The organism is Brevundimonas sp. DW-iso22 (genome assembly GCF_058725425.1).
In genome coordinates this window covers 94,207-108,158 of the sequence record NZ_JBZXEB010000007.1, presented here as the reverse complement: position 1 = coordinate 108,158, position 13,952 = coordinate 94,207, and the positions used below count along the sequence as shown (strand labels likewise).

At 65.7% G+C, this 13,952-nt stretch carries 17 protein-coding genes; 5 read left to right on the top strand and 12 right to left on the bottom strand.

The features are described from left to right. Positions 1-40: 40 nt before the first annotated feature. The 5 genes from AC4PRM_RS12935 to chvI form a co-directional block, all read right to left on the bottom strand. Positions 41-328, bottom strand: coding sequence for an HPr family phosphocarrier protein (locus tag AC4PRM_RS12935; protein ID WP_487921512.1), 288 nt, complete (start codon positions 326-328; stop codon positions 41-43). After that, positions 325-729 (bottom strand): PTS sugar transporter subunit IIA, encoded by a 405-nt coding sequence (locus tag AC4PRM_RS12930; RefSeq protein ID WP_292173642.1) that lies wholly within the window; start codon positions 727-729, stop codon positions 325-327. Before AC4PRM_RS12930 ends, AC4PRM_RS12935 begins: the two co-directional genes overlap by 4 nt. A gap of 86 nt (positions 730-815) precedes the next feature. Next, positions 816-1,175 carry an HPr kinase/phosphorylase gene (locus AC4PRM_RS12925; protein WP_492040181.1) on the bottom strand — a complete coding sequence of 120 codons (360 nt, stop codon included), beginning with the start codon at positions 1,173-1,175 and terminating at the stop codon, positions 816-818. Between the two features lie 65 nt (positions 1,176-1,240). Further along, positions 1,241-2,872: a two-component sensor histidine kinase ChvG gene (gene chvG, locus AC4PRM_RS12920; protein WP_487921514.1), complete on the bottom strand. Its 1,632-nt coding sequence runs from the start codon at positions 2,870-2,872 to the stop codon at positions 1,241-1,243. Further along, the gene (chvI, locus tag AC4PRM_RS12915; protein WP_373256328.1) at positions 2,841-3,548 is read right to left on the bottom strand and encodes a two-component response regulator ChvI; all 708 of its coding nucleotides are present in this window, start codon (positions 3,546-3,548) and stop codon (positions 2,841-2,843) included. Before chvI ends, chvG begins: the two co-directional genes overlap by 32 nt. A gap of 189 nt (positions 3,549-3,737) precedes the next feature. Between chvI and AC4PRM_RS12910 the strand changes: the two genes are divergently transcribed. Next, positions 3,738-5,456 (top strand): hypothetical protein, encoded by a 1,719-nt coding sequence (locus AC4PRM_RS12910; RefSeq protein ID WP_492040180.1) that lies wholly within the window; start codon positions 3,738-3,740, stop codon positions 5,454-5,456. Here the strand turns inward: AC4PRM_RS12910 and AC4PRM_RS12905 are convergent, their stop codons facing one another. The 3 genes from AC4PRM_RS12905 to AC4PRM_RS12895 form a co-directional block, all read right to left on the bottom strand. Beyond that, positions 5,457-5,780 (bottom strand): TFIIB-type zinc ribbon-containing protein, encoded by a 324-nt coding sequence (locus AC4PRM_RS12905; RefSeq protein WP_373256326.1) that lies wholly within the window; start codon positions 5,778-5,780, stop codon positions 5,457-5,459. 86 nt (positions 5,781-5,866) lie between these two features. Further along, a complete protein-coding gene (locus tag AC4PRM_RS12900; RefSeq protein ID WP_373256325.1) occupies positions 5,867-6,493 on the bottom strand; it encodes a DUF6655 family protein in 627 nt (208 codons plus the stop codon). A gap of 3 nt (positions 6,494-6,496) precedes the next feature. Beyond that, positions 6,497-6,937, bottom strand: coding sequence for a VOC family protein (locus tag AC4PRM_RS12895; protein ID WP_492040179.1), 441 nt, complete (start codon positions 6,935-6,937; stop codon positions 6,497-6,499). Positions 6,938-7,092: 155 nt separating this feature from the next. Here AC4PRM_RS12895 and AC4PRM_RS12890 point away from each other — a divergent pair, with 155 nt between their 5' ends. From AC4PRM_RS12890 to AC4PRM_RS12880, 3 genes are read left to right on the top strand one after another with little or no spacing between them, the layout of a single operon-like run. Continuing rightward, complete coding sequence (locus AC4PRM_RS12890; protein WP_492040178.1) at positions 7,093-7,734, top strand: exopolysaccharide biosynthesis protein; 642 nt, start codon at positions 7,093-7,095, stop codon at positions 7,732-7,734. A 44-nt stretch (positions 7,735-7,778) separates the two neighbouring features. Continuing rightward, positions 7,779-8,309 carry a disulfide bond formation protein B gene (locus AC4PRM_RS12885; protein ID WP_492040177.1) on the top strand — a complete coding sequence of 177 codons (531 nt, stop codon included), beginning with the start codon at positions 7,779-7,781 and terminating at the stop codon, positions 8,307-8,309. Further along, a complete protein-coding gene (locus AC4PRM_RS12880; RefSeq protein ID WP_492040176.1) occupies positions 8,287-8,871 on the top strand; it encodes a demethoxyubiquinone hydroxylase family protein in 585 nt (194 codons plus the stop codon). Before AC4PRM_RS12885 ends, AC4PRM_RS12880 begins: the two co-directional genes overlap by 23 nt. A gap of 6 nt (positions 8,872-8,877) precedes the next feature. Here the strand turns inward: AC4PRM_RS12880 and AC4PRM_RS12875 are convergent, their stop codons facing one another. Beyond that, positions 8,878-9,864 carry an esterase-like activity of phytase family protein gene (locus tag AC4PRM_RS12875; protein ID WP_492040175.1) on the bottom strand — a complete coding sequence of 329 codons (987 nt, stop codon included), beginning with the start codon at positions 9,862-9,864 and terminating at the stop codon, positions 8,878-8,880. A gap of 2 nt (positions 9,865-9,866) precedes the next feature. Beyond that, a complete protein-coding gene (gene cobT, locus AC4PRM_RS12870; RefSeq protein ID WP_492040174.1) occupies positions 9,867-11,741 on the bottom strand; it encodes a cobaltochelatase subunit CobT in 1,875 nt (624 codons plus the stop codon). Positions 11,742-11,823: 82 nt separating this feature from the next. On the opposite strand from cobT, the gene AC4PRM_RS12865 reads away from it, so the two are divergent. Beyond that, positions 11,824-12,567 carry an SAM-dependent methyltransferase gene (locus AC4PRM_RS12865; protein ID WP_492040173.1) on the top strand — a complete coding sequence of 248 codons (744 nt, stop codon included), beginning with the start codon at positions 11,824-11,826 and terminating at the stop codon, positions 12,565-12,567. A 3-nt stretch (positions 12,568-12,570) separates the two neighbouring features. Here AC4PRM_RS12865 and AC4PRM_RS12860 read toward each other — a convergent pair whose 3' ends face one another. After that, positions 12,571-12,954 (bottom strand): Rieske (2Fe-2S) protein, encoded by a 384-nt coding sequence (locus AC4PRM_RS12860; protein ID WP_492040172.1) that lies wholly within the window; start codon positions 12,952-12,954, stop codon positions 12,571-12,573. Next, complete coding sequence (locus AC4PRM_RS12855) at positions 12,951-13,949, bottom strand: NAD(P)H-dependent glycerol-3-phosphate dehydrogenase (protein WP_492040171.1); 999 nt, start codon at positions 13,947-13,949, stop codon at positions 12,951-12,953. Before AC4PRM_RS12855 ends, AC4PRM_RS12860 begins: the two co-directional genes overlap by 4 nt. Positions 13,950-13,952: the final 3 nt, after the last annotated feature.

Here is a 13,952-nt window from a genome sequence, read left to right as displayed (position 1 = left end):
CTGAGCCTCAGAAGCCCCGGCGGTTCACCGTCGGGGCTTTCTACTGGTCTTCGTCGAAGCGGCGGGCGACCAGATCCATCAGCGCGTCGATGGCATCCTGAGCGTCGTCGCCCTCGGCCACGATGTCGATGGTGCAGCCGTTTCCGGCTCCCAGCATCAGCAGGCCCATGATCGATAAGGCGTTGACGGTGACGCCGTCTCGGGTGACGCGGATGTCGGATTCGAAGGCTGACGCCGTCTTCACGAATTTGGCGCTGGCCCGCGCGTGCAGGCCGCGGGTGTTGCAGATGTTGGCGGTCGCCGAGGCCTGGGCGGCGGTATCGGTCATTTCTCGCCCTGCAGGACCCATGAGGCGACAGAGATGTATTTACGCCCCGCATCCTGGGCGTGGGCCACGCAGGCTTCCAGTGGCTCGCGGCCACGCACGCCCGCCAGCTTGATCAGCATGGGCAGGTTCAGCCCGGCGATGACCTCGGCGTGGGTCTCTTCCATCACGGAGATGGCCAGGTTGGATGGGGTGCCGCCGAACATGTCAGTCAGCAGGATGACGCCGTCGCCATCGTCAACGGCGCGGGCCGCATCGACGATGTCGCGGCGGCGACGTTCCATGTCGTCCTCGGGGCCGATGCAGATGGCGGCGACGCCGCGCTGCGGGCCGACGACGTGCTCCATGGCCGACAGGAATTCAGAGGCCAGCCCCCCGTGGGTGACGATTACCAGGCCGATCATGACAGGTATACCAAGCTCACGCCCCGCATTCCGACCGCCCTTCGACGTGCCGCAAGCCGCGCGGAATAGCCCAAGTCTGCGCGGGGTTAAAGTCGTCGTGACAAGACTGTGACCTTTTCGACCGCCGAGGCCTCGAATCCATTCAGCCTGATACGCGGAAGATCGCGCCCGGCGATGCGTTCGAATAGCGGCTCTGGCAAGCGGTCTATGGCGTCCGTCGTCAAGTCCACGATCAAGCCCAGCCGGACAAAAGGCCTTGTCGGCTTATTGACGATCCCGACCCCGCGCACCTCCATTCGACCTTCGATCCGTTCAGGAACGGCCGCGTACAGATCGTCACCGGCAGCAAAGACATGGGTGTAGTCATCTGCAATCAGACGCGCGCCGCGCTCGAGCAGACGCAAAGCCAGATCGCTCTTGCCCGCGCCGGACGGCCCGGTCAGCAAGACGCCGATCCAGCCGCGACCCGACCTGTGCAGTGCCACCGTGGTCGCATGACGGGGCTGGTCGCTCATCCGCGTCGTGGTTGGGCAATAACGGGCAGGGCAACTTCGAAGCGCGCGCCTTCGGTCGTGCCATCGGCTCCAGCCCGGTTCATCGCCCGCACCTCTCCGCCATGGGCCTCGACGATCTGGCGCACGATGGAGAGACCCAGGCCAGAGTTGGCCCCGAAGGCCGTGCCGCGCGGTCGCGAGGTGTAGAAACGCTCGAACACCGTCTCCAGGTTCTCGGGCGGAATGCCAGGGCCGTCATCATCGATGGTCACGTTGATAGGTCTGTCGGGGTCGAGGCTGCGATGCAGCGTGATCCTGACCTGCCCTTCTGGGGGGCTGAACGAGCGGGCATTGTCGATCAGATTACGGAACACCTGGCCCAGGGGCCCGTCGCGGCCGGTGATGCGGACCGTCTCTGACGGCGGCGAGAAAATGACTCGCGCCTCGCCCGGTTTGTGACCGGCGGAATAGACCCCCGTGATCTCGGTCAACAGGACGGTCAGGTCCACGGCGCGAGGTCTGTCACGGTTCAACTCGGCATCCAGCCGCGAGGCGTTCGAAATGTCGGTGATCAGCCGGTCGAGGCGTCGCACGTCCTGCTGCAACAGACCTGTCAGCTTCTCACGCTGCGCATCGGTCTTGACCAGCGGCAAGGTTTCCAGCGCCGAGCGGATCGACGTCAGGGGGTTCTTGATCTCGTGGCTGACGTCGGCAGCGAAGGCCTCGATGGCATCCATCCGGTCAGACAAGGTTTCGGTCATGGTCTCCAGCGAGCGGGCCAGATCGCCGATCTCGTCCTTGCGGCCGTCCAGATCAGGCAGGGAGATCGCGCGGGCCCGCTGTAGCCGCACTGCATCGGCCGCCGCCGACAGCCGCATGATCGGACGGGCCACGAAAAGGTGCAGCACCAGAGAGCCCAGTATGTTGACGGCCAGGGCGACTAGGGCGAACGGCATCAAGGCCAGCCGCTGGGCAGCCAGGGTTTCTTCAACGTCGCCCGCTTCCAACGTCAGCACGCCCAGGACCTGACGCACATGCCGGACGGGTATGGAGACCGAAACGACGCGGTCGCCCGATTCATTCATCCGAACGCCGGCCTGGTTCTGGCCGTCCAGTGCCCCATCGACTTCTTCGGCCAGTTCGCGCCGGGCCTCCTCGACCCGGCGGCTGTTGCGTTCGGCAGTTTCGGGCTGATCGGGTGATGGTGGGGTGCCTGCGGGACGCGCATCAGGCAGGGCCGAGCCCGGTATGGACTCCGTCACCAGATAGCTGTCGGCTACCAGCAGGCCGTCCAGGTCATAGAGCCGAGCCCGCTGCCCATTCGGGATGAATGTATCGACAAGTTGCCTTGAGGCCTCCACCGCGTCGAAGGCTGGCGTGGGCTCGCCCGTCGTCACCCCTTGCCGGCTCAGCACATTGGCCAGCAGTTCGGCCTGGGCGGTCAGGGTCTGCTGGCGCGACTCGATCAGGCCGCGCGTCCACTCATTCAGGGCCAGGGCTCCGCCCAGCAGGATGAGCAGGCTGAGCAGGTTGAGAGCCAGTATGAAGCCGCCCAGCCGCGAGCCGCCGAAACGGCCAAGCCGCCGGCGACCCGGGGACACGTCCTTTTCGGACGGATCAGCTTTCGCGGTAGCGGTATCCGACGCCATACAGGGTCTCGATCGCGTCGAACTCGGGATCGACCACCCGGAACTTCTTTCGCATCCGCTTGACGTGGCTGTCGATGGTGCGGTCGTCGACATAGACCTGATCGTCGTAGGCGGCGTCCATCAGGTTGTCGCGGCTCTTCACGAAACCGGGCCGCTGGGCCAGGGCCTGGAGCAGCAGGAATTCGGTGACCGTCAGCTTGACGGGCTTGCCCTCCCAGGTGCTCTCGTGACGGGCCGGGTCCATAGAGAGCTTGCCGCGCTTGATGGCTTTGGAGCCGCCTTCGCCTGCTGCGGGCTCGGGCTCGCCACCGTCAGCCCCTGTCCTGCGCAGCAGCGCCTTGACCCGCTCGATCAGCAGCCGCTGGCTGAAGGGTTTGTGGATGTAGTCATCGGCACCAAGGTTGAAGCCCAGGATTTCGTCGATCTCCTCGTCCTTGGAGGTCAGCATGATCACCGGGATCTGGCTGGTCTGGCGCAGGCGGCGCAGCACCTCCATGCCGTCCATACGGGGCATCTTGACGTCCAGTATGGCCAGGTCAGGCGGCGAAGTTTCAAGCGCCTCCAGCCCGGCGGCACCGTCGTGGTGGGCGGTGACCTTGTGCCCATGGCTTTCCAGCGCCAGGGACACGGATGCCACGATGTTCTCGTCGTCGTCGACCAGGGTGATATTGGCCAAAGGGCGGTCTCCTCAGCAGTCGTCAAGTGGATGCACTGATCGCATCAACGCGCGACAAGCGTAACCGTTCGATACGGAGCATCAGCAAGAATGCGGCGCAAACATGGGCCGCCGGGTTCTTTTGCGCAATGAAACCCCGCCTTAAAGGCTTTCACTCCAGTGTCGCAGCATAACAGCGTTGAGTGTGGCATGGCCGGTTCGATTCACTACGAGGTCTATATCCGCAAGACCGCTCCGGCACCCTGGGCCCTCCAGATGGCGACTGAAGAACGGGCTGTGGCGATCCAGACCGCCGAGGAACTGCTGCGGGATGATCGCGCGGCCGCTGTTCGCGTGACCAAGGAAACGCTGGACCCCGACACGATGGAGTTCCACAGCCTGACCCTGCTGACCAAGGGGGCACCGGAGATCAAGCGGAAGCGTCTGGTGTCTGAGGATCAGAACGGCCCACGCTGCCTGGCACCGACGGATTTGTACGAGCCCCTGGCGCGCGAGACGATCGGGCGGGTTCTGGAAGATTGGCTGAAGCGTCAGGGCGTGACCCCGTTCGAGTTGCTTCACCGACCAGACCTGGCCGAAAAGCTCGAGGCGTCGGGCCTTGAACTCCAACATGCAATCCAGAAGGTGGCGGTGCCGGAGAGCCAATCGGTCGGGCAGCCCGTCCACGACCTGGTGCGGCACTACCAGAAGCTGGCGGAGCGCACTCTCGAGCGTGTGGTGGCGGCTGGACGGCGCGGAAGTTTTCCCGGCCTTGAAGAGCGATCCATCGCCGATCTGGCCCATCGTCTGGCGGGAAAGGCCGAGCGCGGATTCGTCATGGGCGGTGTCGTCGCGCGTGCATTGAAGGGGATTCGGGGTGGCCGGGCCCGGGTCGACAAGCTGATGGATCTGGCTGAAGGCGCACCGATGGATGGGCCGCCCCACGCACTGGTCATGGTCCCGATCGAGCAGATCCTGTGTGAAATACTGGCAACGCGCACCAGCCTGGCCGATGTGCTGGGGCCCGCGTTGGACCAGGGGGCCTCGCTGGCCGCTGTGGTGCGTATGGTTGCTCCCAGGGAAGTGTCAGCCCTGATCGCCCAGGACGAAAAGCTGGCTTTGCAGATACCGGCGGTGACCGGTCCTGCGGCGCGGTTGGGCGAGCGGTTGCAGGAGGGTCAGTTTCCGCTGCTGGCCTCGACGCTGGCCCGCATGGTGGTGCGTGAACTCATGAGCCCGCGTCGCCTGCGGCCAGGTGATGCTGTCGGCGAAATCGATATCATGCGGACCCTGGCCATGGTTCTCACGGCGACAGCGGGTCGGCTGCTGACGCTTGAAGAGGTTCAATCCGCCTTCAGCGAACGTTCAAAAAGCATCATCACCGCCGATTTCGTCGCTGCCTATGTGGCGTCCTGCAATACGGTCCTGTGCGAGGCCGAATCGCTGACCCGGTTGTGTGAAAATGTCACTGGCAATGCCAATAAACGTTCGGCGGCGCGGTGGCTGGCGGCGTGCATCAACTCGCTGCGCTTCGAGAGCGAGATGAGGTCCGGGGCCGGCGGACGATCGCCTGCTCAGGTTCTCATGATCCTGGCTGGTCTGCAGCGTGCCGTGATGACGTGCGCTCTGGCAGAGCGCGAGGAACAGGAGATCGTGACAGCCATCGGGTTGGTTGGCGGTGGAGTCGAGGCCGAGGCGCGCTTGATCCACATGATGACACGGGCAAAGGCCTCGCTGCATCAGAAACTGGCAGCGTTGTTGAAGATGGCAGCAGGCGAAACCGCGCCGCTTGGCCCCGTCGCCGACCGCGCCAAGGCTGAGGCGCTGAAGCTGCTGCGTCAGCCTGAAAACCGCGAAGTGCTGTCGCGCTCGCCGCAGGACCTCATCCCGATCAAGGCCCTCATGCGGGCGGCCGGACTGGCGGCCTGATCAGTCGAAGATGTCGAAGATGCTGTCGCGCTTTTTCTTCTTGTAGCGGTAATCGTCATCCCGGTACGGGCGCTGCTCGCGATACCCCTGTTGATGGCCCCAGGGCTGTGACTGCTGTTGAGGGGGTGGAGCGTAATTCTGCTGGGGTGGAGGCGCAGCGGGTGCCGAGGCGCGGCCGTCCTCAGTGGCAGAAGCCATCAGTTTTTCCAGCTCGCCGCGATCCAGCCAGACACCGCGGCATGACGGACACATGTCAAACTGCACGCCATCCCGATCCAGCGTCTGCATGGCAGAGTTGTCATTGGGGCACATCAGCAGTGGCATCGTCGTCTCCTGTGTAGTGTCAGCGGTAAAGCTAGCGACCGTCTGTATGTTCCGCCAGAGTGGCGATGCGCCGCGCTGCTGGCAGGCTAGAACTGGAGCCAGCTGTCACCCGGATCGCGATCGCCCGGCGACAGGCGCTGCTGGCCCCAGGCGATGATCATGAAAAGCTTGTGGCTGCGGATGTTGAACTCGCCCGTCATCGGAATGACAGCGCCGAGCGGTGCGCCCGTTTTGGGCTCGTAGAGGAAGCCGGAAAACTCAGCTACACCTACCCGATCCCGTCGACTGTAGACCGAAAGCTCAGGCAGTGAGACGACGTTAAAGCTGTCGTTGATCGGCACCCGCATTTCCGGGAGGCCAAAGACACGGCGCATCTGCTCCAGCGAAAGGGTCCCGGCCCGGATTTCGAATACGGCATCAGCTTCGGTTTTGGACGGGGCGATGAAATAGCCCGCTTCCGACAGGGCCGCGCGAATGGCGCTTACCGCATAGGGGGCGCTTTCGGCCCGGAAATAGAGTTCATCGACGAAGACCTTGGACCCCACGGGGATGGGCAGGGTCAGCCCATCGACGGCCCGGTCAGCGGCACGCGCCACCAGCAACTGCTCGGTCGCCGTGCGCGACGGATAGGTTTCGGACGTAGAGGCGCAGGCGGACAAAGCAGCCGCTGCTGCCAGGGCTGTGAGCGCGCGCGCGCGGGCCGCAGACGTCATGCCTTACCAGCTCCCCGTATTGGACATGGAAGCCCAGGGTTCAGCGGGAGCCAGTGGCTCCCCCTCCTGTAACAGTTCGATGGAGATGCCGTCAGGCGAACGCACGAAGGCCATGCGGCCATCACGCGGCGGACGATTGATCGTCACCCCTCCGGCCTGCAAGCGGGCGCATGCGGAATAGATATCATCGACCTTGTAGGCCAGATGTCCGAAATTACGACCGCCCTCGTAGTCTTCCGGGTCCCAGTTGAAGGTCAGCTCTACCTCGGGAGACCGTTCAGCTACCGAGCGTGCCTGGTCAGCAGGCGCGGCCAGAAACACAAGCGTATAGCGCCCCTGCTCGTTCTCCATACGCCGGACCTCCGTCAGGCCCAGCAACTCGCAATAGAAATGCAGGGACGCATCCAAATCGGCGACCCGGACCATGGTGTGAAGGTAGCGCATGACGTCCGTATCCTTAGGTGATGGGGCGGAAGTGCGGCTGTATAGCGATAGAATGTCAGGCTCGCGACTCACGGCCCGTTACGACAACGGCGCTTGCCCTCGCCCTGCCACAGAATTCCGGCTAACCACCCGCCGCAGTCCGAAACGCAGGCCCCATGTCCGATCATAACGACCAGCATGTCGACAATCCCCACCAGAGCTTCATTGCCTTGGTGGCCGATCTGGCGGCCATCAGCGGCCCCGATGGCCTCACCCTTCGCGAAATTCGTGACCGGCTGGACGAACGGGCCTTCGGTCTGATGATCCTGATTCTGGCGATCCCGTGCCTCGTCCCGGCTCTGTATGGCGTGCCGCAGATCGTGGGCATTCCAATTCTTCTGCTGGCGGGACAGATGCTGGTTGGCCGGGTCGAGCCCTGGCTGCCCGAGGCCATTCTCAAGCGACGCGTGACGAAGGCATGGCTGGAGCGGATGGCTGATTTTGCCACCAAGCGCATGGGCTGGCTCGAGCGCCTGTCTCGCCCTCGTCTGAGAATCTTCGCTGAAGGCTGGGCAGAACGAGCCGCAGCCTTCTTCATGATCCTGGCGACTCTTACGATCGTCTTGCCCATGACCAATACAGTGCCTTCTGTGGCCCTGAGCCTGCTGTCGGTGGGACTGATCCAGCGCGACGGACTGTTTGTGGCCGCCGGCGCGACCGTGGCGACGGCCTGGGCCACAGCCTTGATCATCGTCGGTGTCGGCTTCTTCGTCGGCGCGGGCTGGGCGGTTTCGCTGATCGCGCGCTTCGGCGGGTAAGACACATCGACGGCAGCCCGCAGCCCCGCTATGAACGGGGTCCGATGAGAGCAACCTATCGTCTCCTGACCCGGTGGTGGACCGCCTTCGCGCTGTTGGCGTCGCTTGCCCTCCTGGGGGCGGCCCATGCCTTTGAGCGGTTTGGCGGGCTTGATCCCTGCAATCTGTGTCTGAAACAGCGCGAGGTTTACTGGGGTGCCGTTCTGGTCGCGGCCATGGCCACGGGATGGCATCTGATCAGCCGGGGCAGTCGGGGCACACCGCGCGTTGCGGCTTTCTTGCTGGCCCTCATCTTCACGACCGGGGCCGTTACCGCCGTCTTCCATATGGGCGGAGAGATGGACTGGTGGACCTTGCCCGCGACCTGCATGGGCGGAACTGTCGATGCCAGCCAGGCGGTGGATTTCATGCTGGGCACCGGTGCCGTCGAGCCAGTGGTCAGCTGCGGCGACGTGGCGTGGCGCTTTGCGGGTATCAGCATGGCAGGGTGGAATGCCGTGATCTCGGTCGTCCTGGCCGCGTTCAGCCTGCTTGCCGCCAAGAGGCCCAAGGATGCCCGTGCCCCTCGAAGCTGATACCCGTCGCGGTCCCTTGCCGCGCCCCGGTCTGGGGGCCAGCCGCCGACGACGCGCTGAAATCCTGCGTGTCGACCACGCAGGCGAATACGCCGCCGTCCATATCTATCGCGCCCAGCAGGCTGTTTTTGAAGGTCGAAAAGGCAAGGCCGGAATCGCCGCTGATATGTCCGAGATGCAGGGCCAGGAGGCGGTGCATCTGGCCCGTTTCGGTTCCCTTTTGAATGACGAGCGGGTCCGGCCCACGGTTATGACCCCTGTCTGGCGACTGGCGGCACTGGCGCTGGGTGCTGGCACGGCCCTGATGGGCGAGAAGGCGGCCCATGCCTGCACCGAGGCGGTCGAGGACGTGATCGAGAAACACTATGCCGATCAGATCGCCGAACTGTCTGACAGTGACCCCGCGCTGGCCGCTGAACTGACCGTTTTCCGCGATGAGGAATTGGCCCATCACGACCACGCCATCGAACACGGCAGCCGCGAGGCCCCGGCCTATCGGCTGCTGAGCGCGGTGATCAAGGCGGGATGCAAGGTGGCGATCAAGGTCAGCGAAAAGGTCTGACGGTCTTCAGGGTTGAATGTCGAACGCCAGCAGCAGCGTTCGCTGGGCCGGATTGTTGTTGTCGTCGGACAGGATGTAGAGGCGAGTCCCGTCGTCATGGGCCACAGCCGCGACACCTTCGAAATTGTCGGTTGTGCCAGGCAGTTTTAGCTCGATCAGAACCGGGCCAAGCGTGCCGTCGGCGGTCATGTGCCGGACTTGAGCGCGGGCATCCAGTGGCGGGCGATAAGACCGCTGGACGATGAAGACGCCATCACCAGACGGGTCACGATCCATGCCGGTGATGCGATAGGCCCCATCATCCAGAGCTTCCTCGGGTACAGGCGCGACGACAACGCAGGCGGCGGGCGTGCAGTCCCAGACACCGCCGGATTCGCCCGCCACCCGCCAGCCTGCGTCGAGCGCTGACAGGCCTTCCATGCCGTCATTGGAGCTGAAGACGACGTCGGGGTGTCGCACAGGCGTTGGGCTGTTCGCTGGGGCTGCCGCCGGTCCATAGTTCCAGATCCGATGGTCGCGCTCGAAACTGACCAGCAGGTCGCCGGTGTCTGTGATGGCAAGCCCCTCGGCATCGCCATCGGCCTTGTCCGCGATGGGCGTACCATCGGACAAGGTGAGTCGTCGCCAGGCCAGGCCTGTCACACCGACCAGCCTTCCACCGCGGTTCAAGACCAGATGTCCGTGCACCAGGTCGCCTGCATCGCTGACGCTGACGAAGCCACCGTCGCCGATCAGTTTGAGATCCGACAGGCTGTGCAGGGGCGAGCCCGCTTCGAGTACAAGTTCGACACCACCCGCGAACCGCACGCCCTCAGCCAGCCGGGCACCACCGGGCAGGCCGAGGCCAGCGGGACGGATGCCCGGGCTGGCGGGCGTCCAGCCGGGCGGGATCGTCGGCGGAACAAGCGGCCATGTCCCGGCGCATGCCGCGATGGCGAGGGCAGCGAAGGCGGGGACCAGCCGTGACAGGACGCTCAGTGACGGAAGCCGCATGCTCAGGCCGCGCGGCGGCGGCGGGCAGGTGTCGGTTTGTCGTCGGCCTCGAACAGTTCGGCCAGTTTCTCGACCATGACACCGCCCAGTTGCTCGACATCGACGATGGTAACCGCGCGACGGTACCAGCGGGTGACGTCATGCCCGATGCCGATGGCGATCAGCTCGACGGGCGACTGGGTCTCGATCCGCTCGATCACCTGACGCAGATGCTTGTCGAGGTACAGGGCCGCATTGGCCGACTGCGTGGAATCGTCGACCGGCGAGCCGTCGGAAATGACCATCAGGATCTGACGGCTTTCGGGCCGCGCCTTCAGCCGGTCGTGCGCCCAGGTCAGGGCCTCCCCGTCGATGTTCTCTTTCAGCAGGCCCTCGCGCATCATCAGGCCCAGGTTCTTCTTGGCTCGCCGCCAAGGCGCGTCCGCCGCCTTGTAGATGATGTGGCGCAGGTCGTTCAGTCGCCCCGGACTGGCCGGCTTGCCCGCCGTGATCCAGGCCTCGCGGGCCTGGCCGCCTTTCCAGGCGCGGGTGGTGAAGCCCAGGATTTCGACCTTGACGCCGCAGCGCTCCAAGGTGCGCGCCAGGATATCGGCACAGACCGCCGCCACCATGATCGGCCGCCCCCGCATCGAGCCGGAGTTGTCCAGCAGCAGGGTCACGACCGTGTCGCGGAACGGGCTTTCGCTCTCGGCCTTGAACGACAGGGGGCTGGTCGGATCGGTGATGACGCGGGTCAGGCGGGCCGTGTCCAGCACGCCCTCTTCCAGATCGAAATGCCAGCTGCGGTTCTGCTGCGCCATCAGGCGGCGCTGCAGCTTGTTGGCCAGACGCGACACCACGCTGGACAGGGCCGTCAACTGCTGGTCCAGCAGGGACCGCAGTCGTTCCAGCTCCATCGGATCGCACAGCCCGGCGGCGTCCACCACCTCGTCGAAGGCCGTCGTGAAGACACGATAGGCATCGATGGCGCGTCCGTCGTCCTGGCTCTGCTGGAGATTGGGCAGGGCCCCCTCGTTCATCTCCGGGCCGTCGTCGGAAGCCTCGCCGTCGGGATCGGCGGGCGTGCCGTCGGGGCGGCTGTCGCGCTCGTCGCTGGCCTCCTGATCGTCGGCGGTGCCCTCCATCGACTGGTCGCCGGCGCCCGATTCGTCTTCGTCGTCCTGGGTCTGATCGTCGGACGGATCGGGCTCCTGCGGGTCGGGCTCGTCCTCGCCGTCATTGTCCGAGCGGTCGTCGCCACGCCCGTCGCCGGGGTCCATGTCCAGCGCGCGCAGCACATCCTTCAGCCGGTCGGCAAAGGCGGTCTGGTCGTCGGCCACCTCGGCCAGGGCGTCCAGCTTGCGCCCGGCCCTGGTCTCCAGATCGGTCCGGACCAGATCGAGCAGGGTTCCCGCTCCATCCGGGGCGCGCTGACCCGTCAGGCGCTCGCGGACCAGCAGGGCGACGGCCTCGGCGACCGGCACCCGCGCGGCCTCATTGACGCGCAAGGCTCCGGTTTTCTCCAGCCGGGTCAGCAGGGCCGCATTCAGATTGGCGCGGACCCCGGCCAGCGACTTCGAGCCCACGGCCTCGACCCGTGCCTGTTCGACGGCTTCGAAGACATCGGCGGCGAGAGTATCTATCGGCCGCAGGCGAGCATTCAGCGCTTCGTCATGATTGGCCAGTCGCAGCGCCAGCCGGTCCGCCTGGCCGCGCAGGGTGGCGCTGTCGCCCGCCGACGGATCGCGCGGCGGATGCGGCAGGGTCAGGACGCCGTTCGACAGACGCGGCCCGTCCGACCCGAACGTCACCTCCAGCTCCGCCTGCTCGGCCAGCGCCCTTGCCGCATGGGCCAGGGCGCGCTTGAAGATGTCGGCAGGAGTATCGGCAGAGGCCATGCGGTCGATTAGCCTGTTGGAACGGGTCTGAGAAGGTGGCCGCGACCCTTGAACGCCCGCCGGGTCCACGCGACAAGACCCCATGACCACGACATTCGGCCGCATCGCCTACGAAGCCCTCGACGTCTGCAATGGCGTGAACATGGCGACAATACAGGCGGCGGTGGCGCGGACTGGACTGTCAGCCGGGGCGCGGGTGGCGGACATCGGGACGGGCAATGCCGGCGTGGCAATCCGGATGAGTCAGGCATTCGGTCTGGATGTCGCGGCGATCGAATTCGATCCAGTGATGGCGGAACTGGCGGCGGAGCGGATCGCGGCGGCGGGGATGGAGGTCGATCTGGTCGTCGGGTCGGCGGCGCAGGTGCTGGAAGGGATCGAGCCGCTAGACCTGATCGTGGCCTTGGGGACCACCAATCTGACGGGGGAGGGGCGACCGACGCCGGAGGCGGGGTTCGCCTTTCTGAAGCGACGGATCAGGCCGGGGGGCTGGCTGTTATGGGGAGATCTGGTCTGGCTGGCCGAGCCGCCGGCACCGCTGAGGCAGGTGGTCGAGGCGACAAATCAGTACACGGACGATATGGGTTGGGTCGCTGCGGCCGCGACGGTTGGCCTTGTACCGGAGTGGCGTGAAATCTCGTCACAGCCGGTGTTCGATGCCTATGCAAGTGATGCGGTCGGGGCGGCGCGACGCTGGCTGGAGGCGCATCCGGATGCGGCCGAGGCCGAGACCGTGCGGTTCCATGCCGACAGGATGCAGGCGGTGTTCGACTTCGGTCACGGCCTGATCGGCTTCGGGCTTTATCTGTTCCGGGTACCCGAATAGGCCTCAGGCCGTGCGCAGTATTCCGTCCACGATCTGAACCGGCCAGGGCGTCAGTCGCCCGCCAGCGCATGGGCCGCCGGTGCAAAGGCCGCTCAGTGGCTCGAACACCGCGCCGTGCCAACCGCACAGGATCAGCGCCCCGTCTGGGGTCAGATAGCGATCCAGCTCGATCGCCAGCGGATAGCCGGCGTGCGGGCAACGGTCGATATAGCCCGCCACCTGTCCATTCTTGCGGACCACGAAGCCGTGGAAGAAGGCCTCGCCGATCTGGAGGACAAAACCGCGCGAACCGGGATCGACGATGTCGTCCTCGGCGCACAGGGCGACATTGGGCGGGGTCTTCCACACACGGGCGCGTTCGGGTGCAGGCGGAGGCGCGTCGCTCAATCCCGTTCGACCTTCAGCGGGCGCGACAGCAAGTCCTCGATCACCCGATCGACGGTGGTCTCGCCGTTCAGCAGGGCCGCGACGGCGAGCGAGATGGGCATGTCGACGCCGGTCCTGGCGGCCAGTTCGCGCACAGCGGGCGCGCTCTCATAGCCCTCGGCCACCGAGCGTTTGCCGGCCAGGGCCTGCTGAACCGTCTGGCCCTGACCGAGAGCGAGGCCCAGGCTCATGTTGCGCGATTGGGGGCTGGAGCAGGTCAGGACCAGGTCGCCCAGGCCGCAGAGGCCCGCGACCGTTTCTGCCCGGCCACCCAGGGCCACGCCCAGCCGGGTCATTTCGGCAAAGCCGCGCGTAATCAGGGCAGCGTGGGCGCTGCGGCCCAGGCCCCGCCCCTCGACGATGCCGCAGGCGATGGCCAGGACGTTCTTGATCGCCCCGCCGACCTCGGCGCCGATCAGGTCGGTCGCCAGATAAGGACGGAAGGCCGGGGCGGACAGCGTCTCCATCAGCCGCTCGCCCAAGGCCTCGTCTGCGCAGGCCAGGGTCACGGCGCTGGGCAGGCCGCGCGCCACTTCTCCTGCAAAGCTGGGACCGGACAGGACGGCGGCGGGCGCATGCGGCAGGGTCTCGGCCAGGACGTCGGTCATCAGCTTCAGCGAGCCGCGCTCGATCCCTTTCGAACACAGGACGACGGGCACGCCCGCGCGGTGGAAGGGTGCAAATGCTGTCAGCGTCGATCGCATGTACTGGGCCGGGGGCACCGCCAGGATCAGGTCACAGTGCGCCAGATCGGACAGTTCGGTGGTCACCGCCACGTGGTCATCCAGCGTGATGCCGGGCAGGAAGGCCTCGTTGATGCGGCGGTCGCGGATGCTCTCGACCACATCCGGCTCGCGCGCCTGCAGCAGCACGTCCAGACCGGCCGAACCGGCGACCTGGGCCAGGGCCGTTCCCCAGGCCCCTGCGCCGATCACCCCTGCGGTGCGAAATTCCATGCT